We start from the raw sequence: 21,824 nt of genomic DNA, 5'->3' as shown, positions 1-21,824 counted from the left end.
CAGAATTGTTAACAAACTGCCAACCGCGGCGCGACGAATCGTTACAGGAAGGCCGGCTTCCGCCGGCCTTCTTTACATTTACATAACTAAACGACGAATGTCAGACAACATATTGCCGATGATGGTGATGAATCGCGCACCATCAGCACCGTCGATTACGCGGTGGTCGAAGGAGAGAGAAATCGGCATCATCAGACGCGGAGTAAACTCTTTACCGTTCCACACCGGCTCCATCGCCGATTTAGAGACACCCAGGATAGCCACTTCCGGCGCGTTCACGATCGGCGCGAAGTGCGTGGTGCCCAGGCCGCCCAGGCTGGATATGGTGAAACATCCGCCCTGCATGTCGCCCGCTGTCAGCTTACCGTCACGCGCTTTCTTCGAAATCGCCATCAGTTCACGCGACAGCTCGGTGATGCCTTTCTTGTTCACGTCTTTAAAGACCGGAACCACCAGGCCATTTGGCGTATCAACCGCCACACCGATGTTGATATATTTTTTCAGCGTCAGTTTCTGCGCATCTTCAGACAGCGAGCTGTTGAAGCGTGGCATCTGCTCAAGCGCCGCCGCGACCGCTTTCATGATGAACACCACCGGGGTGTACTTCACATCCAGCTTACGCTTCTCTGCTTCAGCATTCTGCTGCTTACGGAAGGCTTCCAGATCGGTGATATCGGTTTTGTCGAAATGCGTAACGTGCGGGATCATTACCCAGTTACGGCTCAGGTTCGCGCCAGAAATTTTCTGGATACGACCCAGTTCGACTTCTTCGATTTCGCCAAATTTACTGAAATCAACTTTCGGCCATGGCAGCATGCCTGGCAGACCGCCGCCGCTGGCTGCAGCTGGTGCCGCTTCAGCGCGTTTCACGGCCTCTTTCACGTAAGTCTGCACGTCTTCTTTCAGAATGCGACCTTTACGGCCGGTGCCTTTGACTTTCGCCAGGTTAACACCGAACTCGCGCGCCAGGCGACGGATCACCGGGGTAGCGTGAACGTAAGCGTCGTTCTCTGCGAACTCACCTTTGCTTTCCGCTTTAGCTGGAGCGGGTGCTGCGGCTTTAGCTTCAGATTTGGCAGCAGGAGCCGGTGCGGCTTCCTGTTTCGCGGCCGCAGGGGCAGCCGGAGCAGCACCTTCGACTTCGAACACCATGATCAGTGAGCCGGTGCTGACTTTATCGCCGGTCGCCACTTTCAGCTCTTTGACGGTACCTGCAAACGGCGCAGGCACTTCCATAGAGGCTTTGTCGCCTTCAACCACAATCAGTGACTGCTCAGCTTCAACTTTGTCGCCAACTTTGACCAGGATCTCGGTAACTTCAACTTCATCACCGCCGATATCCGGTACGTTAACGTCTTTTGCGCCTGCAGCCGCGGCAGGTGCCGATGCCGCTTCTTCTTTCACTTCTGGCTTCGCGTCAGAGGCCGGTGCTGCGCCTTCTGCTTCAAAGACCATGATGGCTGAACCGGTGCTGACCTTGTCGCCGGTGGAAATAGTGATCTCTTTGACCACACCCGCGAACGGAGCCGGGACTTCCATCGACGCTTTATCGCCTTCCACCACAATCAGTGACTGCTCGGCTTCGACTTTGTCGCCAACCTTAACCAGAATCTCAGTGACTTCAACTTCGTCACCGCCGATATCCGGCACAGCCACTTCTTTGCTGGCCGTGGCCGCAGCAGCGGCTGGCGCTGGCGCCGCGTCCGCTTTTTTCTCTTCGGCGGCGGCAGGTGCTGCTTCCGCAGCGCCTTCAGCATCAAACACCATGATCAGTGAGCCGGTCTCAACTTTGTCACCGGTAGAGATTTTGATCTCTTTCACTACGCCAGCCTGCGGCGACGGCACTTCCATTGAGGCTTTGTCGCCTTCCACGGTGATCAGCGACTGCTCGGCTTCCACCTTGTCGCCAACTTTCACCAGAATCTCGGTGACTTCAACTTCGTCAGACCCGATATCCGGTACCTTAATTTCGATAGCCATTACTCTATTACCTCTTAAGCCAGACGCGGGTTAACTTTATCGGCATCGATATTGAATCGGGTGATCGCGTCGGCCACCACTTTCTTCTCGATCTCGCCGCGTTTAGCCAGCTCACCCAGCGCGGCAACCACCACATAAGATGCATCAACTTCAAAGTGATGACGCAGGTTCTCACGGCTGTCAGAGCGACCAAAGCCATCGGTACCCAGCACGCGATAATCGCTGGCCGGGACATAGCTACGAACCTGCTCAGCGAACAGTTTCATGTAGTCGGTTGAGGCGACAGCAGGTGCGTCGTTCATCACCTGAGCGATGTAAGGTACGCGCGCTTCTTCTGTCGGATGCAGCATGTTCCAGCGCTCACAATCCTGGCCATCACGTGCCAGTTCAGTGAACGAGGTGACGCTGTAGACATCAGAGCCGATACCGTAATCTTTCGCCAGGATCTGCGCAGCTTCACGCACATGACGCAGGATAGAACCTGAGCCCAGCAGCTGCACTTTGCCTTTGCTGCCGTCTACCGTTTCCAGTTTGTAGATACCCTTACGGATACCCTCTTCTGCACCAGCGGGCATTGCTGGCATATGGTAGTTTTCGTTCAGCGTGGTGATGTAGTAGTAAACGTTCTCCTGCGCTTCGCCATACATACGCACCAGACCGTCATGCATGATGACAGCGACTTCATAGGCGTAAGAAGGATCGTAGGAGATACAGTTCGGGATAGTCAGCGACTGAATGTGGCTGTGACCATCTTCATGCTGCAAACCTTCGCCGTTCAGAGTAGTACGACCTGAGGTGCCGCCGACCAGGAAGCCGCGCGCCTGTTGGTCGCCCGCCAGCCACATCAGATCGCCGATACGCTGGAAGCCGAACATCGAGTAATAGATGTAGAACGGGATCATCGGCAGGTTGTTGGTGCTGTAAGAGGTCGCCGCAGCCAGCCAGGATGAACCTGCGCCCAGCTCGTTGATCCCTTCCTGCAGGATCTGGCCTTTCTCATCTTCTTTGTAGTAAGCAACCTGCTCGCGGTCCTGCGGGGTGTACTGCTGACCGTTCGGGCTGTAGATACCAATCTGACGGAACAGACCTTCCATACCAAAGGTGCGCGCTTCATCGGCGAGGATCGGAACCAGGCGATCTTTGATCGACTTGTTCTTCAGCATCACGTTCAGGGCACGTACAAAGGCGATGGTGGTTGAGATCTCTTTGTTCTGCTCATCCAGCAGCGCACTGAACTCTTCGAGTGCTGGCATTTCCAGCTTTTCAGTGAACTTCGGCTGACGTGTTGGCAGGTAGCCGCCTAACTTCTCACGCTGACCGTGCAGATACGTGTGCTCTTCAGAGCCCTTTTCAAAGGTCACGTACGGCAGTGATTCAATTTTGTCATCTGCAACTGGCACGTTGAAGCGATCACGGATATAGCGCACGCCATCCATGTTCATCTTCTTCACCTGGTGGGCAATGTTTTTGCCTTCCGCGGTGTCGCCCATACCATAACCTTTGATGGTATGCGCCAGGATCAGTACTGGCTTGCCTTTGGTGTCCTGCGCTTTTTTCAGTGCCGCGTAGATTTTCTTCGGATCGTGGCCGCCACGGTTCAATGCCCAGATTTCATCATCGGACAGATCTTTAACCAGCGCGGCGGTTTCCGGATATTTACCAAAGAAGTGCTCACGCACATAGGCACCATCACGGGATTTGAAGGTCTGGTAATCGCCGTCGACGGTTTCGTTCATCAGCTGAATCAGCTTGCCGCTGGTATCTTTGCGCAGCAGCTCATCCCAGCGACCGCCCCAGATGACCTTGATCACTTCCCAGCCAGCGCCGGCAAAGATGCCTTCCAGCTCGTTGATGATCTTGCCATTACCGGTCACCGGGCCATCCAGACGCTGCAGGTTGCAGTTGATGATAAAGACCAGGTTATCCAGTTTTTCACGGGTCGCGATGGTGATCGCGCCTTTGGATTCTGGCTCATCCATCTCACCGTCACCCAGGAAGGCGTAAACGGTCTGAGCAGAGGTATCTTTCAGACCACGGTGTTCCAGATACTTCAGGAACTTCGCCTGGTAGATAGCCGACAGCGGACCCAGACCCATTGATACGGTCGGGAACTGCCAGAATTCCGGCATTAATTTCGGGTGCGGATAAGAAGAGAGGCCTTTACCGTCAACTTCCTGACGGAAGTTATTCATCTGGTCTTCGGTCAGACGACCTTCAAGGAACGCACGGGCATAGATGCCGGGAGAGATGTGGCCCTGGAAATAGACCAGATCGCCGCCATCCTTCTCACTGCGCGCGCGGAAGAAGTGGTTGAAGCACACTTCATAAATCGTCGCAGAAGACTGGAAGGAGGACATGTGGCCGCCGAGTTCCAGATCTTTCTTCGATGCGCGCAGCACCGACATGATGGCGTTCCAGCGAATTGCGGAACGGATACGACGTTCAAGAGAGGTATTGCCCGGATAATCGGGTTCATCTTCAACGGCAATAGAGTTGATGTAGTTGCTGATTGCAGAAGATCCTGCAGCCACGTTTACGCCGCCTTTGCGGGCTGCACCCAGTACCTGATCAATCAGATACTGTGCACGTTCAACACCTTCTTCACGGATGACCGATTCGATCGCCTGTAGCCAGTCACGAGTTTCAATCGGATCCACGTCATTGTGTAAACGTTCTGACATGGGTGTGTTCCTTATCTGTGTCTAATACGTTGAATAATCGGGAGCCTGTTAAAGCAGATGCAGGCAGGCTCGTCGCACATGTCCGTACGATCTTTGTCGCACGTTATTCCTTACGTTGCTGTAAACGACGCAGGGAGCGTTCTCGACGGCTCTGCTCCCGACTTCTGTCCAGCAAGATTTCCTCTATGAACGCCAGGTGACGGTGTGAAGCCTCGCGCGCTTTTTCTGGCTCACGAGCCACAATCGCCTCAAAGATTCTGGCGCGGTGACCGCTCACTTTTGCCAGCATTTCCCGGCGCGAGTAGAGCAATTCGAAATTCTGGCGAACGTTTTGTTCCAGCATAGGGCCCATTGAGCGTAGCAAATGTAAAAGCACAACATTATGGGCCGCTTCTGTGACAGCGATCTGATACTGCATCACTGCGTCCGCTTCGGCGTCTAAATCGCCGCTGTCCTGCGCCTGCTGGATATTCACATGGCAGTCGCGAATGCGCAGCAGGTCTTCCTCTGTGCCGCGCAGTGCCGCGTAATAGGCGGCGATGCCTTCTAAGGCATGGCGCGTTTCCAGCAGATCAAACTGTGATTCCGGATGGTCGGCGAGAAGCTCAACGAGTGGATCGCTTAAGCTTTGCCAGAGATTCTCCTGCACGAACGTTCCGCCACCCTGTCGGCGCAGCAATAATCCTTTGGCTTCTAAGCGCTGGATCGCTTCGCGGAGAGACGGACGTGAGACATCGAATTGTTTGGCGAGTTCGCGCTCAGGCAGCAGCTTCTCTCCCGGACGCAGGGTCCCTTCCATAATCAGCGATTCGAGCTGTTGCTCGATAGCGTCGGAGAGCTTAGGTTGGCGAATCTTACTGTAAGCCATCATCCCTTCTTATTAAGCCAATCGTCCGGAGTAAATTGGTAATACCAATTGCAAAGAGGTGCCGGTAAAGTAACAAAGTATTCACCTTGTGTCTATATGGTGTCTGCGACATTCACCTGCCCCCAAAGCCTGTGCTGGCGCTAACTTGCGGTTAAAAAAATGAAAAATTCGCGTTACCGCAAATGTTAAATAATTTCACTTTTACCAAACCTTACACCCGCTTAGCGCGTTAGCGCAGCGGCAGACATAAGTGAAAGCTATTCGTCATTAACGGAATTTCATGGCAGAAGTTGCTGTGGGCAGACGTGACCAGGACGGCGTTTTTTCAGTCAACTCTCAGCACGAAAGGCGAAAGCAGGTGCAAAGCGATTCGCTTATCACTATTCTTGTCGCCAGGGTAGCAGATGGCACTATTCAGCACGCCAGATACCGTAAAATAATCAATACGTTATTGTAACTACTTCATTACAGCGTCCTGCGCTGCGAACGAAGAATAAAAACATCACGAGGTTTGTATGGAACAACAGCAAGGCGAAGCGCTGAAACGTGGTCTCAAGAACCGCCATATTCAGCTCATCGCGCTGGGTGGTGCAGTGGGAACCGGCCTGTTTCTGGGCAGTGCATCGGTCATTGAATCCGCCGGACCGGCCGTAATTCTGGGCTATGCAATTGCCGGTTTTATTGCCTTTTTAATCATGCGTCAGTTAGGTGAAATGGTCGTGGAAGAGCCGGTCGCCGGCAGCTTCAGCCACTTCGCATATAAATACTGGGGCAACTTTGCAGGCTTCGCCTCGGGCTGGAACTACTGGGTGCTCTATGTGCTGGTCGCCATGGCGGAACTCACCGCCGTTGGCAAATATGTCCAGTTCTGGTGGCCAGACTTTCCGACCTGGGCTTCGGCTGCCATCTTCTTCGTGATGATTAACGCTATCAACCTGACCAACGTGAAAGTGTTTGGTGAGATGGAGTTCTGGTTCGCCATCGTTAAAGTGGTTGCGGTGATTGGCATGATCCTGTTCGGAGGCTGGTTGCTGTTCAGCGGTCACGCGGGTCCGCAGGCTACCGTGCGCAACCTGTGGGAACAGGGCGGATTTTTCCCGCATGGCATCGGCGGTCTGGTGATGGTCATGGCGATTATCATGTTCTCCTTTGGTGGCCTGGAGCTGGTGGGTATCACCGCCGCTGAAGCCGATAACCCGGAAGTGAGCATTCCAAAAGCGACCAACCAGGTGCTGTGGCGTATTCTGATTTTCTACATTGGTTCGCTGGCGGTGCTGCTGTCACTGATGCCGTGGACGCGTGTCACGTCAGAAGTCAGCCCGTTTGTCTTTATCTTCCACGAGCTGGGCGATGCCATGGTAGCGAATGCGCTCAACGTGGTCATCCTGACAGCGGCGCTGTCGGTCTATAACAGCTGCGTTTACTGTAACAGCCGTATGCTGTTTGGTCTGGCACAGCAGGGTAATGCGCCGAAAGCGCTGCTGAAGGTCGATCGTCGTGGTGTGCCGGTGTTAACGATTCTGGTCTCTGCTGTCGCCACTGCGCTGTGTGTGCTGATCAACTATCTGATGCCGGGTGAAGCGTTTGGTCTGCTGATGTCGCTGGTCGTCTCTGCGCTGGTGATCAACTGGGCGATGATCAGCCTGGCGCACCTTAAGTTCCGTCGTAAGAAAGATCAGCAGGGCGTAACCACCCGCTTTAAAGCGCTGCTCTATCCGGCGGGTAACTGGATTTGCCTGATTTTCCTGGCGGCGATTCTGGTACTGATGGCGACCACGCCGGGCATGGCGATCTCTGTCTGGCTGATTCCGGTCTGGCTGGTGATTCTGGGCGTGGGTTACTTTATCAAGAACCAGACACAGAAAGCCTGATGCTTTACCACGTGCTGCGACCTCCTGCGGGGTTGCAGCACGTCACCCGCGCCTCTCTGTCCGTCTCAACTGCCCCGATCCAGTTCACACTTCTCTCCCCGCAACTGTTTTGTCCATCTTCATAACGAATTACTCCCGTTCATCTCGCTGATTTCCTGCCAATAATTCCTGTTCACACTGGATGCGCAGGAGAAAACCATGAAAGGTACAGCCCTCCCGTTTCGGGAAAAACTGGGATATGGCATGGGCGATGCCGGATGCAACATGATTGGCGGTGCCATCATGCTGTTCCTGAACTACTTCTATACCGACGTTTTCGGCCTGGCCCCGGCGCTGGTGGGGACCCTGCTGCTCTCGGTCAGAGTGCTCGATGCGGTAACCGATCCGATTATGGGCGCGATCGCCGATCGCACCCAGAGTCGCTGGGGTCGTTTTCGTCCCTGGCTGCTGTGGGTTTCCGTACCTTATGTGGTGTTCAGCGTTTTGATGTTCACCACGCCAGACTGGACCTATCACAACAAGGTGATATGGGCCTTCGTCACCTACTTCCTGATGTCGCTGACCTACACGGCGATTAACATTCCTTACTGCTCTCTGGGCGGCGTGATTACCAACGATCCCGGTGAGCGCGTCTCCTGCCAGTCTTATCGCTTTGTCATGGTCGGCATCGCTACGTTGATACTCTCTCTGTCCCTGCTGCCGATGGCAGAGTGGTTCGGTGGCGAAGACAAAGCGCGCGGCTACCAGATGGCGATGGCGGTACTGGCAACCATTGGCCTGGCGATGTTTCTGTTCTGCTTTGCCACGGTACGTGAACGTATCCGCCCTGCCGTGCCGAGCAATGATGACCTGAAAAAAGATCTGCGTGACGTCTGGAAGAATGATCAGTGGGTACGCATTCTGCTGCTGACCTTCTGTAACGTCTGTCCCGGCTTCATCCGTATGGCGGCCACCATGTATTACGTGACCTGGGTCATGGGCCAGTCGACGCACTTCGCCACGCTGTTTATCAGCCTGGGTGTGATTGGCATGATGGTCGGCAGCACGCTGGCGAAACTGCTCACCGATCGCTGGTGCAAACTCAAAGTCTTCTTCTGGACCAATATCGCGCTGGCACTCTTCTCCAGCGGGTTCTACTGGATCGATCCCCACGCCACCGTGATGGTCGTGGTCGCCTACTTTGTGCTGAATATCCTGCATCAGATCCCCTCTCCACTGCACTGGTCACTGATGGCCGATGTGGATGACTACGGCGAATGGAAAACCGGCAAACGCATCACCGGCATCAGCTTCTCCGGCAACCTGTTCTTCCTCAAGGTGGGACTGGCGGTTGCCGGTGCGATGGTCGGCTTTCTGCTGTCGATCTATGGCTACAATGCAGGTGCTAAGCAGCAGTCACCTGAGGCGATTAACGGCATCATGCTGCTGTTCACCATTATTCCTGGCGTCGGCTATCTGATTACCGCAGGTGTGGTACGACTGATGAAGGTCGACCGCAAAATGATGATTACCATCCAGCAGGATCTCGCGCTGCGCCGCGAAAACTTCCATGAGTTACACACCGTTCGCCTGCGCGACGGTGTTGTCACGCCAACCGGAGATGTTAAATGACCGCAATCTTGCCGAATCCTTTTATCGAGCAGCGTGCCGACCCCTTTATCCTGCGCCATGAACAGTACTATTACTTTGTGGCATCGGTGCCGGAGTATGACCGGCTGGAGATCCGTCGCGCCACGACGCTGGCTGGCCTGCGCAGCGCCGAGCCGGTAGTCGTCTGGCGCAAGCCCGAGAGCGGCCCCTTTAGCGAGTTAATCTGGGCACCTGAGCTGCACTACATTGACGGACAGTGGGTCATCTATTTCGCGGCAGCACCGACGCGTGAAATCAAAGAGGGACTGTTTCAGCACCGGATGTATGCGCTGGTGTGTGAGGCGGAAGATCCGCTGCAGGGCGATTGGCAGCCCTGCCGCCGGGTCTTCAGCCAGTTCGACAGCTTCTCACTGGATGCTACCCACTTCGTGCATCAGGGTAAAAACTGGTATCTCTGGGCGCAGAAAGATCCATTGATTCCCGGCAACTCTAACCTCTATCTGGCTGAGTTGCTTAATCCCTGGACGCTGAAAGGCACGCCGGTGATGCTGAGCCGGCCAGAATATGAGTGGGAGTGCGCAGGCTTTAGCGTTAATGAAGGACCGGCGGTTATCCGTCACGGGGATCGGCTGTTTGTGACCTACTCTGCCAGCGCCACCGATGAGAATTACTGTCTGGGAATACTGTCGATTGCTGCTGATGCCGACCCACTCGATGTTGCCGCCTGGCAGAAATCTGCACGGCCGGTATTTGTCTCCAGCTGGGACAACCATCAGTATGGGCCGGGTCACAACAGTTTTACCCAGGATGAGGCGGGACGCGACGTGCTGGTGTACCACGCGCGTAACTACACTGAAATTGAAGGCGATCCGTTATGGGATCCGAACCGCCATACCCGACTGAAATATTTCAGCTGGCGGGAAGATGGCACGCCTGATTTCGGCGTGCCGCCTGCCGATTACACCAGCGTGCCGTAAATCGTCAGCAACGCGACAGCGACAACCAGTACCAGTGAGGTACGTTTCGCTAACGCCACGGCAACCCGTGGCGTTTCGACTTTATCGGTGTGCGGATCGCGTGACAGTGAGAACTGCGCCAGGGTCGTCAGCACCTGATACTGAGAACGATGCCGATCGGTCAGCGAAGCAAACCAGGCAGGCAGCGCTTTTTCGCCATGACCCAGCAGGGCGTAAGCCACACCCGCCAGCCGCGCAGGGATCCAGTCGAGAAGATGCAGAATGGCATCCACGCCAGATTGTGAACGCGCCATCGGTGTTCCATGCTTTGCCAGCCAGCCTTGCCAGGCCCGCAGAAAAGCGTAACCCACCAGCAGCACTGGCCCCCATGGACCGCCCGCCACCAGCCAGAACATTGGCGCAAGGTAGAAACGGAAGTTTATCCAGATCAGGGCATTCTGCAGTTCACGCAGGAACTCGCGCTCGCTGCATTCCACCGGCACGCCATGAATCAGCGTCAGTTCAGCCGCCATCGCCTGATGCGCAGCGTCGTCGTCATGACTGGCCGCTTTCAGGTAGCTGTGGTAGTGCTGTCGCACCGACCCGGCACCGATACAGAGCAGTCCGGCAACAATCCAGAAGAGCAGCTGCAGCACGCCAAACAGCAGCCCTTTCAGACTCCAGATCACCAGCGCGGTCAGCGCCATCGCCAGCACGGTCATCAGCAGGGTACGCATCATTGAGAAATGGTGGCGCTGGCGAAAGATCGGCTCCAGCCGGTGTTCGAGTTGCCAGTGCTCGCCCAGTTTAAACAGGCGCTCCCAGCCTAAAACCAACAACAAGGTAAACAACGTCATACTGACTCCGCAAAAATCAGGATTTTTGCTGCGTTAACAGCTGTTTGTAGTAGTCCCAGTCAAAAGCAGGTCCGGGATCGGTTTTGCGTACCGGTGCGATGTCACTGTGCCCCGTGATACGTGCAGGCGTTAACGGGTAGTGTTGCAGCAGTAATTGCGTCACCTGCTGCAAGGCCCGATATTGCGCCTCGCTATAAGGCTCACTGTCTGTTCCTTCCAGTTCGATGCCTATGGAGAAGTCGTTGCAGTTCTCACGTCCTTCGAACTGCGAAATGCCTGCATGCCAGGCGCGTTTATCAAAGGGGACATACTGCACGATCTCCCCGTCACGGCGAATCAGGCAGTGTGCCGCCACTTTCAGCGCGGCGATATCCGCAAAATAGGGATGGGCATCGGGCGGTAAGGTGCCGGTGAACAGTTTATCGATCCATGGCCCGCCAAATTCACCGGGTGGCAGGCTGATATTGTGGATCACCAGCAGTGAAGGTGCCTCATTATCAGGGCGTTCGTTGCAATGCGGCGACGGCACATGACGCACGCGGGTCAGCCAGCCCTGTTTGATTTTCATAGCGGTTTTCCTTATTTCACCTGGCTGAGAATAGCATGAATAATAAAGGATTCTTGCTTCTTAGTGTGCCGGTCTGATGACATTCACGCACTGCGTGTTAAGGATACTAAACAAAATGCTATCAGTTGCTGGAACCGAATGGCGGTTCAGGCTATTGTGACCGCCTCTGTCATTCCCCTTTCAGGAGTAAAACGTCTATGTCATCCCGTGGTTATGATCCCGACAGCCGTCGTCAGGCGCTGATTAAACGCATTGAAAGTGACATTCCGGATAGCGTTGCGCTGGCGTTAAAAGAGGATCTCGGGGGCGAGATCGACGCTGACCGCGATATCACCGCGCAGCTGTTACCCGCCGATACCCAGGCCGATGCGCAGGTCATCACCCGCGAAGCCGGTGTTTTCTGTGGTAAACGCTGGGTTGAAGAGGTGTTCATTCAGCTCGGCTCACACGCGACCCTGATCTGGCATGTCGAAGATGGTGATCAGATCGAGGCTGACCAGCTGCTGTTTGAAATCGAGGGGCCTGCCCGGCTGCTGCTTACCGCCGAGCGAACGGCGCTTAATTTTGTGCAGACGCTCTCAGGCGTTGCTACCGAAGTCAGCCGCTATGTCGCGCTGCTGGCGGGAAGCCAGACGCAACTGCTGGACACGCGTAAAACCCTGCCCGGACTGCGGACTGCGCTGAAATATGCCGTGTTGTGCGGCGGTGGCAGTAATCATCGGCTGGGCCTCTCTGACGCTTATCTCATCAAAGAGAACCATATTATTGCCAGCGGTTCGATTCGGCAGGCAGTGGAAAGAGCGCAATGGTTGCAGCCCGATGTGCCGGTTGAAGTTGAGGTGGAATCGCTGGAGGAGTTACGTCAGGCGCTGGAAGCGGAAGCCGATATCGTGATGCTGGATAACTTCAGCCTGGAAGCGATGCGTGCCGCCGTCGAACTTAATCAGGGTCGGGCGTTGCTGGAGGTCTCCGGTAACGTCACCGAAACCACCCTGCCACAGATCGCCCTGACCGGCGTGGACTATGTTTCGGTTGGCGCGCTGACCAAACATGTGCGGGCGCTGGATCTCTCGATGCGCTTTAAACAAAAATAGCCTGCCTCGCCGTCACTCAACACGGCGATTTTGCGACCCTGCTTCCGGCGCAGTTTCGACTGCGCTGTAAGTCTGAAATCTGTTCACATCACGCTTTCCAGTTTGCCCATCTCTGCCTGTCTTTTACTGCCCCCGATTTTTAACCTGTCGCCTTCTTAATACGGAGACGATGTGATGAATTATCAACGTGGATTTACGCTGGTTGAACTGATGATTGTGGTGGGTATTGTGGCAATCTTAAGTGCCATCGGCCTGCCCGCTTATCAAAATTATCTGCAGCGTGCTGCCCTTACCGACATGCTGCAAACCATGGTGCCCTATAAAACCGCTGTTGAGCTTTGCGCCATGGAGCGCGGCGGCCCGACGCAGTGCCAGGCCGGAGAAGCGGGTATTCCTGCTGCCAGGGGATCGCGCTATGTCTCAGCACTGAGCGTGACCAACGGGGTCATTACGCTGACCGGCCAGGAGAGCCTGAATGGGCTGAGCGTTGAAATGCTGCCTCTCTGGGACAGCACCGAGGGCGGCATCAGCTGGCAACGCAGCTGCACCAGCAGCAACAATAGCCTGCGTGACAATTGCCTGCAGCAGTTCCGCTTTGCGGATAAAGGAGCCAGCGATGAGCAAGCCTGATGAGGCGATCGCGGCATTATGTCAGCGCTATCGCGCCCTGGTTTTGCACCATGATGCCAGCCAGCTGCGTGTTGCCGTCGCGGAGAGCGTGCCGCCAGGGCTGGCTGAAGCCCTCCATTTTGCCAGCCAGTGTCAGATTGAGATTGAATGCTGGCCGCAGGCCCGGCTCGACCAGCTTCAGCACGCTGACACACCGCTTGTAGCGCGCGAAGAGGCACCAGCAGAATCAGCGATCGAAGCGACACAGCTGATCCTGCGTCAGGCGCTGGAGCGTCGCGCCTCTGATGTACATATCGAACCCGGCCGTGATGGCCTGCGTGTGCGTCTGCGTATCGATGGTGTATTGCACCCTCTATCTTCCCTGCCCGTCACCCAGCCTGCTGCGCTGCTGGCGCGACTGAAGATCCTCGGCGGACTGGATATCGCCGAACGCCGGTTACCGCAGGATGGTCAGTTCAGTCTGGAGATCGCTGGTAAACCCGCCTCTTTTCGCCTGGCGACCTTACCCATCTACGGTGGTGAGAAAGCGGTGGTCCGGCTGTTGCAGAGTGAAAGCGCGGCGCTGTCGCTGGATAAGCTCGGCTTACCCGCCGCGCAGTTGCGCCTGTTCTGCGCCGCGCTGGCGCAGCCGCAAGGGCTGATTCTGGTCACCGGGCCAACCGGCAGCGGCAAGACGTTTACGCTCTATAGCGGACTCAGTGCCCTGAATACGCCGGAAAAAAATCTGTGCAGCGTTGAAGATCCGATTGAGATCCCCCTGCCCGGCATTAACCAGACGCAGATCCATGCTAAAAATGGCCTCGATTTTAATCGCGTGCTGCGGGCGCTGCTGAGACAGGATCCGGATGTAATCATGGTCGGGGAGATCCGCGATGCTGAAACGGCGGAGATTGCGGTTAAAGCGGCACAGACCGGGCATCTGGTGCTGTCGACGCTGCACACCAACTCCACCGCCGAGACCCTGACCCGGCTACGACAGATGGGTATTCCCGGTTATCTTCTGGGGTCGGCGCTGAAACTGATTGTTGCTCAGCGCCTGGTTCGACGCCTCTGTCCCCACTGCCGTCAGCCCGCTCAGGCGGTGGCGCACTATCCTGCGGAACTCTGGCCCGGTACCTTGCAAACCTGGCGGGCACCCGGCTGCGACCACTGTTTTTCCGGCTATTTTGGCCGGCTGGCGCTGTTTGAACTGCTGCCGATCAATGCCAGGCTGCAAAATGCAATCGCCGCCGAAATGCCGCTGGAAAATCTGCTCAGCCTGGCGAAACAGCAGGGATTACGCACCCTGCTGGTTTCAGGCCTGGAAGCAGTAAGCCGGGGCGATACCTCGCTGGAAGAGATGCAACGGGTGATTGGGCTGGACGATGGCTGATGCGTCTTTATTTCGCTGGCAGGCGGTCGATAGCCAGGGCCAGTTAGTCAGTGGCCAGCTACTGGCTATCGACAGTGATAACCTGCTGCTGATGCTGGCGCAGCGCGATCTTCTGCCGGTGAGCTGGAAGCGAGAAAAAGTGTGGCGTCAGAGGGAGTGGAAGTGGCAGCACAAAACCGATCTGATTCGTCAGCTGGCAACCCTGCTCAAAGCGGGACTGCCGCTGGCAGAGAGTCTGGCTTTGCTGGCTGAGGGCCATCCGCATGCAGGCTGGCGTGCTCTGATGCTTGTCCTGCATCATCGGGTACTCAGCGGTGCCCCTTTTTCGCAGGCTTTACGTGAATGGCCGCAGATTTTTCCGGCACTCTATCCGGCCCTGATGGAGGTGGGCGAACTGACCGGTCAGCTGGATACCTGTTGCAGTGAGCTGGCCCGGCAGCAGATCCGGCAACAGCAGTTATGGCATCAGGTGACGAAGGCGCTGCGTTATCCTCTGTTCATTCTGCTGGTGGCGATTGCGGTCACCTGCGGCATGCTGCTGTTCGTTCTGCCAGAGTTCGTTGCCGTCTATGACTCCTTTGATGCCCCTCTGCCCGCCTTTACGGCAGCGGTAATGCAGTTATCTGCCGCGCTTCAGGAGTGGGGAGCGGTGTTAGCCATCAGCGTATCGCTGATGCTGGCAGCCTGGCATCAGTTACGACGACGCTCTGCGGGCTGGCAGCGCCGTGAACAGGCGATTTTCCTGCGCATCCCGCTGCTTTCCGGGTTATGGCGTGGCACGCAGCTGACGCAGATCTATACCATTCTGAATCTGACACAGCGCGCCGGGTTAACTTTGCTACAGGGACTGGCTGCCGTTGAAGTCACGCTCTCATCATTGCTATGGCGGGAAGCAATGGCCGGACTGCAGCAGCACATTGCTCAGGGGAATCCTCTGCATCAGGCGCTGATGCATCATCCGCTGTTCACACCATTATGCGGTCAGCTGGTTCGCGTCGGCGAAGAGGCGGGCGCGCTGGATTTAATGCTGGCTCGTCTGGCGGAATGGCATGAGGCAGAAACCCGTGAGCGCGCTGACACACTGGCTGCTTCGCTGGAACCGATGATGATGGTGGTGATTGGCGGCATTGTCGGCACGCTGGTGATTGCGATGTATCTGCCGGTGTTCGGGCTGGGTGATGCGATGCATTAAGGGGCGCAGGCTGCGCCCCGGATGACTATCGGTTGAAAACGCGGTTTTCCTGCTCATTAACCCGAATAAAGGTGGTGCGCTTGGTCAGCTCTTTCAGCCGCTCCGCACCCACGTAAGTGCAGGCGGAACGCAGTCCACCCAGAATATCGCGCGCGGTGTCAGCAACCGGGCCACGTAATGGCAGCTTCACCGTTTTACCTTCTGCTGCGCGATATTGCGCGACACCGCCAACGTGACGCTTCATCGCCGATTCGGAACTCATGCCGTAAAACAGCATAAAGCTTTCGCCATTCTCTTCAACCACCTGCCCTTCACACTCATCATGTGCCGCCAGCATGCCACCCAGCATCACGAAGTCGGCACCGCCGCCAAACGCTTTCGCAATATCGCCAGGCACTGAGCAGCCGCCATCACTGACAATCTGTCCGCTTAAGCCATGCGCCGCATCGGCACATTCAATGACAGCGGAAAGCTGCGGATAGCCCACGCCGGTTTTCACCCGGGTTGTACAGACCGAACCCGGGCCAATGCCGACCTTAACGATATCCGCGCCAGAGAGAATCAGCTCTTCCACCATTTCGCCCGTTACCACGTTACCGGCACAGATGGTTTTAGCCGGGAAGGTTTCACGGGCGCGCTGCAGAAAATCAACAAAATGCTGAGAGTAACCGTTGGCCACATCGATGCAGATAAACTGCAGATCGTCTGACAGCGCCATAATCGCGACCAGTTTATTGAGATCGGCCTCCGAGGTGCCGGTTGAAACCATCACATGTTTCAATACCGTCGCGGGGACGCGCTGAATAAACGCGCGCCACTCATCTACGCTGTAATGCTTATGGACTGCTGTAAGGATATTGAAGCTGGCCAGCGCCTCAGCCATTGAAAATGTGCCGACGGTATCCATGTTGGCGGCGATAATCGGTACGCCGCTCCAGCTAAGGCCCGAATGTCTGAAGGTAAAGCTGCGTTCCAGCTCAACCTGTGAGCGACTTTGCAGCGTGGAGCGTTTGGGGCGGATTAAGACATCTTTAAAGCCCAGTTTTAAATCTTCTTCAATACGCATAAACAGTGTCCTGGTAAGTGGCAATGAATCGTCGTTCACGAAGTAAGCACAGCTCCAGTGACGTTATGATACGCGCCTCTCGCTGCGCGACAAGACTGCGAATTTCACTTTATTTACGCTACAATCCGTTAAATTTAATTGTGCTTTATCGGTGTGATCTGACGCGCATTTTTGCGTTTTTTATTCAGATCATTACCCTGAAGCCCTGTCGAAAAGAGAAGTCAGGTGAGAAACATGCCCTATATCGTCGCGCTTACAGGGGGGATCGGCAGTGGTAAAAGTACGATTGCCCAGGCATTCGCAGCGTCTGGCGTGGAAATTATTGATGCTGACCTGATAGCACGTGAAGTTGTCGAACCCGGCACCCCCGCTTTGCAGGCCATTCAGGCGCGCTATGGCACGTCGATAGTGACTGATGAGGGGAAGCTTGATCGTAGCCGGCTTCGCGACATTATTTTTCAGCAGCCGGAAGAGAAAAGCTGGTTAAACGCGCTGCTGCATCCACTGATTAATGCCCGGACGCGTCAATTGATCGCCGAAGCCACCACACCTTATGTGCTCTGGGTGGTGCCGCTACTGGTGGAAAATCAGTTACAGCACCAGGCTGATCGGGTACTGGTGGTGGATGTTGATGAGGCAACGCAGTTAGCGCGCACCCGGCAGCGTGATCATCTTTCCGTCGCGCAGGCGAAACGCATTCTTGCCGCACAGGCGACGCGCCAGCAGCGCCTCGCCTGTGCCGATGACATTATTGATAACAGTGGCGAGCCCGACGACGCCTTGCCGCAGGTTGCCGAACTCCATCAGCGCTATCTCAGGCTGGCGGCAACGAAACAGGATTAATACCATGAGCACACCCGTTCTGTTTGAACACCCACTGAATGAAAAAATGCGAACCTGGTTACGGGTTGAGTTTTTGATCAATCAGTTAGATGAAATTGTCCCACTGGATAAAACCGTTAATGCGCTGACCTTTTTTCGCCTGATTAGCGAGCTGCTCGACATTTTTGAGCGGGGCGATATGCGTACTGAATTGTTAAAAGAGCTGGAGCGTCAGCAGCAAAAGTTACGTGCATGGGCTGATGTGCCAGGTGTTGATATGACGCTGGTTAATGCCCTGCGCGATAAACTCAAAATTCAGTCAACGCAGTTGATGAATGCCCCACGTATGGGCCAGCAACTCCGCGAGGACCGTCTGATTGCCCTGGTGCGGCAGCGTCTGAGCATCCCTGGAGGATGCTGCAGCTTTGATTTGCCAGGCCTGCACATCTGGCTCCATCTGCCGCAGGAAGCACGCGATGCGCAGGTCGAAGCCTGGATGCTGACGCTGGAGCCACTGCATCATGCGCTGGCGATGATACTGGATCTGATCCGCCAGTCCGGCGCGTTTCATGTGCAGACCAGCCTTAATGGTTTTTATCAGGATAATGCCGAAGGCGCCGATCTGCTGCGACTGCAGTTGTCGCTGGAGGATGCGCTCTATCCACAGGTGTCCGGACATAAAAGCCGCTACGCCATTCGTTTTATGCCGCTTGATAGTGAGCGTGGTGAAGTTCCGGCCCGCCTTAATTTTCAACTGGCCTGTTGTTAGAGGTAAAAATGCAGCAAGAAGTGATGACCGTTGCCTGTCCGCAGTGCGGCAAAGATGTGATCTGGGATGAACTCAGCCCGTGGCGCCCCTTTTGCAGTAAGCGCTGCCAGCTCATTGATTTAGGTGAATGGGCCGCAGAAGAGAAACGCATTCCCAGCCGCGACGATATGAACGACAGCGACAACTGGAGTGAAGAGGATCGCTGATAGCTGAACCGGATGGGGCGCGCAGCCCCATCCGCTCAGAGTTCGCCGGCGATCAGACGCGCAATCAGCTGATGATTCGCGGGCGGAAACTCCTCCGCGACCAGCGCATGCTGATCAACCCAACGCTGCGGCTGACCCTCTTTGCCCCACGGCTCTCCTTTCCACCCTTCAACCAGAAAGAAATGCAACGTCACGCGCAGATCGTCATAACTGTGGTCTGCATGACCAATCGGGCGTGCCTCGGTGACCTCAATCCCGGTCTCTTCCTGAAGTTCCCTTATCAATCCCTGTTCGGCGCTTTCGCCCGCTTCAATCTTACCGCCAGGAAACTCCCACTTGTTCGCCATGTAAGAGGTCGCCGCGCGCTGGGCAAGGAAAATTTGTTTACTGGCATTGCGAATGATGCCAACTGCAACCTGCAGGTGCTTCATGGAGACTATCCGGTAGTAATGGGTGAATGAAGCCTGATGTTAGAGCATGCCGTAGCGGATGTTAACCGCTTTAGCTCAGCGGAGTCGCTGTTGCCTGGGTGGCAGAGACCATAAAAAAAGGAGCCAGCGGCTCCTTTTTTATTAGCATTCAGTCTCAGGCGATGCGGCCATGACACTGCTTGTACTTTTTACCGGAACCACATGGGCAGGGATCGTTGCGGCCGACTTTGCGTTCACCACTCTGCTCCGCCACAGGCTCTGCGGCTGCCAGCAGATCCTCTTCAACATGGCTCAGCTGCTGTTGCTGTGCCAGACGTTCAGCTTCTTCGCGACGTTGTTGCTCCATCGCTTCAACTTCTTCTGGCATGCGCACCTGGACTTTGCTCAGTGTACTGATCACTTCATATTTAAGAGATTCAAGCATCGCAGCAAACATGGCGAAGGATTCACGTTTGTACTCCTGCTTCGGATCTTTCTGCGCATAGCCGCGCAGATGGATGCCCTGACGCAGATAGTCCATCGCGGCCAGATGCTCTTTCCACAGCGAATCCAGCGTCTGAAGCATCACGCCTTTTTCGAAGTTGCGCATCATTTCTGCGCCAACGATCTCTTCTTTCTCAGCGTAGCTTTCCATAGCATGGGTCATGATGCGCTCACGCAGCACTTCTTCATGCAGATCGGGCTCTTTATCCAGCCACTCTGCAATCGGCAGGTTCAGATCGAAGTCAGTGCGCAGACGCTCTTCCAGGCCTGGCACGTCCCACATCTCCTCCAGCGACTGCGGCGGAATGTAAGTATCAATAGTAACTTTGTAGACATCATGGCGAATGCTGTTGATGGTTTCGCTAACGTCAGACACATCCAGCAGCTCATTACGCTGACTGTAGATGGCACGACGCTGGTCATTAGCCACATCATCATATTCCAGCAGCTGCTTACGAATATCGAAGTTACGGCTTTCAACTTTGCGCTGAGCATTGGCAATCGCTTTGGTGACCCACGGATGCTCAATCGCTTCGCCTGGCTTCATGCCCAGTTTACGCATCATATTCGAGACGCGGTCTGAGGCAAAAATACGCATCAGCGCATCTTCCATCGACAGGTAGAAGCGAGAAGAACCGGCGTCACCCTGACGACCTGCACGACCACGCAGCTGGTTGTCGATACGACGCGATTCGTGACGCTCAGTACCGACGATGTGCAAGCCACCTGACGCCAGAACCGCATCATGACGAATCTGCCATGCCGCTTTAATCTCTTCGATTTGCGCTTCAGTTGGCTCTTCCAGTTCGGCCACTTCAGCGTGCCAGCTGCCGCCCAGCATAATATCCGTACCACGTCCGGCCATGTTGGTGGCGATAGTGACCGCACCCGGCTGACCAGCCTGCGCCACGATATCCGCTTCGCGGGCGTGGAATTTGGCGTTCAGAACGTTATGTTTGATACCGGCACGGGTCAGTTCGTTAGAGACCACTTCTGATTTCTCAATCGAGATGGTTCCCACCAGCACCGGCTGACCATTGGCGGTGCGCTCACGGATATCTTCGATAATGGCATCGATCTTCTCTTTCTCGGTCATGTAGACCAGGTCAGCCAGATCTTTACGCACCATCGGACGGTTAGTCGGCACGACAATGGTGTCGAGCTTATAAATGGAGCTGAATTCAAATGCTTCGGTATCAGCGGTACCGGTCATACCAGCCAGCTTCTCGTAAATACGGAAGTAGTTCTGGAAGGTGATAGAGGCCAGCGTCTGGTTCTCGTTCTGGATCTCAACGCCTTCTTTCGCTTCAATCGCCTGATGCAGACCATCAGACCAGCGACGACCCTGCATGGTACGGCCGGTGTGTTCATCAACAATCACCACTTCGCCATCTTTCACGATGTAATCCACATCGCGGGTAAAGAGTGCGTGTGCACGCAGCGCCGCGGTGACGTGGTGCATCAGCATGATGTTGGTCGGAGAGTAGAGTGACTCGCCCGCTTCCATGATGCCCTCGCTGACCAGCAGCTCTTCCACTTTGACCAGACCGCGCTCAGACATGTGAGCCTGACGTGCTTTTTCATCGACCCAGAAGTCGCCTTCACCCTGATGGGTTTCGGTATCTTCTTTATCCTGGCGAACCAGATGAGGGATGATCTTGTTCACTTTGGTGTAAAGCTCAGAACTGTCTTCTGCCGGACCAGAGATGATCAGCGGCGTACGCGCTTCATCGATCAGGATGGAGTCGACCTCATCCACCAGCGCATAGTGCAGTTTACGCTGTACACGCTCTTCCGGGCTGAAAGCCATGTTGTCGCGCAGGTAGTCGAAGCCATATTCGTTGTTAGTGCCGTAGGTGATGTCTGCTGCGTAAGCTTCACGCTTTGCCACCGCCGGCAGGCCCGACATGTTGATACCAATGGTTAAACCCAGGAACTCAAACAGCGGACGGTTATTTTCCGCATCACGCTGTGCCAGATAGTCGTTGACGGTAACCACGTGAACGCCTTTGCCGGACAGCGCATTCAGGTAGGCTGGCAGCGTTGCGGTCAGCGTTTTACCTTCACCGGTTCGCATCTCAGCAATGCAGCGATCGTTCAGCACCATGCCGCCGATCAGCTGCACGTCGAAGTGACGCATCCCGAACACGCGTTTACTCGCTTCACGCACGGTTGCGAACGCTTCCGGGATCAGGCTTTCCAGCGATTCACCTTTTTTCAGGCGTTCGCGGAACAGATCAGTTTTCGCTTTCAGTTCATCATCAGAGAGCTTCTCAAAATCGGGCTCCATCTTATTGATGACGTCCACCACTTTACGCATACGACGCAGGGTACGATCGTTACTGCTACCAAAAACCTTGGTTAATATTTTGCTTAACATAGTAAATA

General features: G+C 55.3%; 18 protein-coding genes. 10 read left to right on the top strand and 8 right to left on the bottom strand.

What is annotated here, in order from left to right; genetic code table 11:
* Nucleotides 1-78: 78 nt before the first annotated feature.
* The 3 genes from aceF to pdhR form a co-directional block, all read right to left on the bottom strand.
* The gene (aceF, locus tag ACMGGP_RS02160) at nucleotides 79-1,980 is read right to left on the bottom strand and encodes a pyruvate dehydrogenase complex dihydrolipoyllysine-residue acetyltransferase (RefSeq protein ID WP_010671838.1); all 1,902 of its coding nucleotides are present in this window, start codon (nucleotides 1,978-1,980) and stop codon (nucleotides 79-81) included.
* Nucleotides 1,981-1,994: 14 nt separating this feature from the next.
* Entirely contained in the window at nucleotides 1,995-4,661 is a 2,667-nt protein-coding gene (gene aceE / locus ACMGGP_RS02155; protein WP_010253944.1) for a pyruvate dehydrogenase (acetyl-transferring), homodimeric type, read from the bottom strand.
* 103 nt (nucleotides 4,662-4,764) lie between these two features.
* Nucleotides 4,765-5,532, bottom strand: coding sequence for a pyruvate dehydrogenase complex transcriptional repressor PdhR (gene pdhR / locus ACMGGP_RS02150; RefSeq protein WP_498798098.1), 768 nt, complete (start codon nucleotides 5,530-5,532; stop codon nucleotides 4,765-4,767).
* Nucleotides 5,533-6,044: 512 nt separating this feature from the next.
* Here pdhR and aroP point away from each other — a divergent pair.
* From aroP to ACMGGP_RS02135, 3 genes are all read left to right on the top strand, one after another.
* Nucleotides 6,045-7,400: an aromatic amino acid transporter AroP gene (gene aroP / locus ACMGGP_RS02145; RefSeq protein WP_010253939.1), complete on the top strand. Its 1,356-nt coding sequence runs from the start codon at nucleotides 6,045-6,047 to the stop codon at nucleotides 7,398-7,400.
* A 198-nt stretch (nucleotides 7,401-7,598) separates the two neighbouring features.
* Nucleotides 7,599-9,011 carry a glycoside-pentoside-hexuronide (GPH):cation symporter gene (locus ACMGGP_RS02140; RefSeq protein WP_010671837.1) on the top strand — a complete coding sequence of 471 codons (1,413 nt, stop codon included), beginning with the start codon at nucleotides 7,599-7,601 and terminating at the stop codon, nucleotides 9,009-9,011.
* The gene (locus tag ACMGGP_RS02135) at nucleotides 9,008-9,967 is read left to right on the top strand and encodes a glycoside hydrolase family 43 protein (RefSeq protein WP_010253932.1); all 960 of its coding nucleotides are present in this window, start codon (nucleotides 9,008-9,010) and stop codon (nucleotides 9,965-9,967) included. Before ACMGGP_RS02140 ends, ACMGGP_RS02135 begins: the two co-directional genes overlap by 4 nt.
* Here ACMGGP_RS02135 and ampE read toward each other — a convergent pair.
* Complete coding sequence (ampE, locus tag ACMGGP_RS02130; RefSeq protein ID WP_010253930.1) at nucleotides 9,949-10,803, bottom strand: beta-lactamase regulator AmpE; 855 nt, start codon at nucleotides 10,801-10,803, stop codon at nucleotides 9,949-9,951. The two genes, ACMGGP_RS02135 and ampE, sit on opposite strands and share 19 nt — an antisense overlap.
* A 16-nt stretch (nucleotides 10,804-10,819) precedes the next feature.
* Nucleotides 10,820-11,371, bottom strand: coding sequence for a 1,6-anhydro-N-acetylmuramyl-L-alanine amidase AmpD (gene ampD, locus ACMGGP_RS02125; RefSeq protein WP_010671836.1), 552 nt, complete (start codon nucleotides 11,369-11,371; stop codon nucleotides 10,820-10,822).
* 197 nt (nucleotides 11,372-11,568) lie between these two features.
* Between ampD and nadC the strand changes: the two genes are divergently transcribed.
* The 4 genes from nadC to hofC all read left to right on the top strand — a co-directional run bounded on the left by nadC (nucleotide 11,569) and on the right by hofC (nucleotide 15,659).
* Nucleotides 11,569-12,465, top strand: coding sequence for a carboxylating nicotinate-nucleotide diphosphorylase (gene nadC / locus ACMGGP_RS02120; protein WP_010671835.1), 897 nt, complete (start codon nucleotides 11,569-11,571; stop codon nucleotides 12,463-12,465).
* Between the two features lie 174 nt (nucleotides 12,466-12,639).
* A complete protein-coding gene (gene ppdD, locus ACMGGP_RS02115) occupies nucleotides 12,640-13,095 on the top strand; it encodes a prepilin peptidase-dependent pilin (protein ID WP_010253922.1) in 456 nt (151 codons plus the stop codon).
* Nucleotides 13,082-14,467 (top strand): type II secretion system protein GspE, encoded by a 1,386-nt coding sequence (gene gspE / locus ACMGGP_RS02110; protein WP_010671834.1) that lies wholly within the window; start codon nucleotides 13,082-13,084, stop codon nucleotides 14,465-14,467. The genes ppdD and gspE overlap by 14 nt, the downstream gene beginning before the upstream one ends.
* On the top strand, nucleotides 14,460-15,659 hold the full coding sequence (gene hofC, locus ACMGGP_RS02105) for a protein transport protein HofC (protein WP_010671833.1): 1,200 nt from the start codon (nucleotides 14,460-14,462) through the stop codon (nucleotides 15,657-15,659). Before gspE ends, hofC begins: the two co-directional genes overlap by 8 nt.
* 25 nt (nucleotides 15,660-15,684) lie before the next feature.
* Here the strand turns inward: hofC and ACMGGP_RS02100 are convergent, their stop codons facing one another.
* Nucleotides 15,685-16,725, bottom strand: a complete 1,041-nt coding sequence (locus ACMGGP_RS02100; protein WP_010671832.1) for a GMP reductase — start codon at nucleotides 16,723-16,725, stop codon at nucleotides 15,685-15,687.
* A 234-nt stretch (nucleotides 16,726-16,959) separates the two neighbouring features.
* On the opposite strand from ACMGGP_RS02100, the gene coaE reads away from it, so the two are divergent.
* Genes coaE through yacG form a run of 3 tightly spaced genes read left to right on the top strand, consistent with a single transcriptional unit; the run spans nucleotide 16,960 to nucleotide 18,522 of the window.
* The gene (gene coaE, locus ACMGGP_RS02095; RefSeq protein WP_010253911.1) at nucleotides 16,960-17,568 is read left to right on the top strand and encodes a dephospho-CoA kinase; all 609 of its coding nucleotides are present in this window, start codon (nucleotides 16,960-16,962) and stop codon (nucleotides 17,566-17,568) included.
* A gap of 4 nt (nucleotides 17,569-17,572) precedes the next feature.
* The gene (zapD, locus tag ACMGGP_RS02090) at nucleotides 17,573-18,316 is read left to right on the top strand and encodes a cell division protein ZapD (RefSeq protein ID WP_033756556.1); all 744 of its coding nucleotides are present in this window, start codon (nucleotides 17,573-17,575) and stop codon (nucleotides 18,314-18,316) included.
* An 8-nt stretch (nucleotides 18,317-18,324) separates the two neighbouring features.
* Nucleotides 18,325-18,522 (top strand): DNA gyrase inhibitor YacG, encoded by a 198-nt coding sequence (yacG, locus tag ACMGGP_RS02085; RefSeq protein ID WP_010253903.1) that lies wholly within the window; start codon nucleotides 18,325-18,327, stop codon nucleotides 18,520-18,522.
* A 35-nt stretch (nucleotides 18,523-18,557) separates the two neighbouring features.
* On the opposite strand, the gene mutT is transcribed toward yacG, so the two are convergent.
* A complete protein-coding gene (mutT, locus tag ACMGGP_RS02080) occupies nucleotides 18,558-18,953 on the bottom strand; it encodes an 8-oxo-dGTP diphosphatase MutT (RefSeq protein ID WP_010253900.1) in 396 nt (131 codons plus the stop codon).
* Between the two features lie 154 nt (nucleotides 18,954-19,107).
* Complete coding sequence (secA, locus tag ACMGGP_RS02075) at nucleotides 19,108-21,816, bottom strand: preprotein translocase subunit SecA (protein WP_010671827.1); 2,709 nt, start codon at nucleotides 21,814-21,816, stop codon at nucleotides 19,108-19,110.
* Nucleotides 21,817-21,824: the final 8 nt, after the last annotated feature.

It is taken from the genome of Curtobacterium sp. BNK-1 (assembly GCF_048685235.1).
Classification (GTDB): Bacteria; Pseudomonadota; Gammaproteobacteria; order Enterobacterales; family Enterobacteriaceae; genus Pantoea; species Pantoea agglomerans.
Note: the sequence above shows the minus strand (reverse complement) of the source record. Positions and strands in the feature narration are given on the sequence as shown.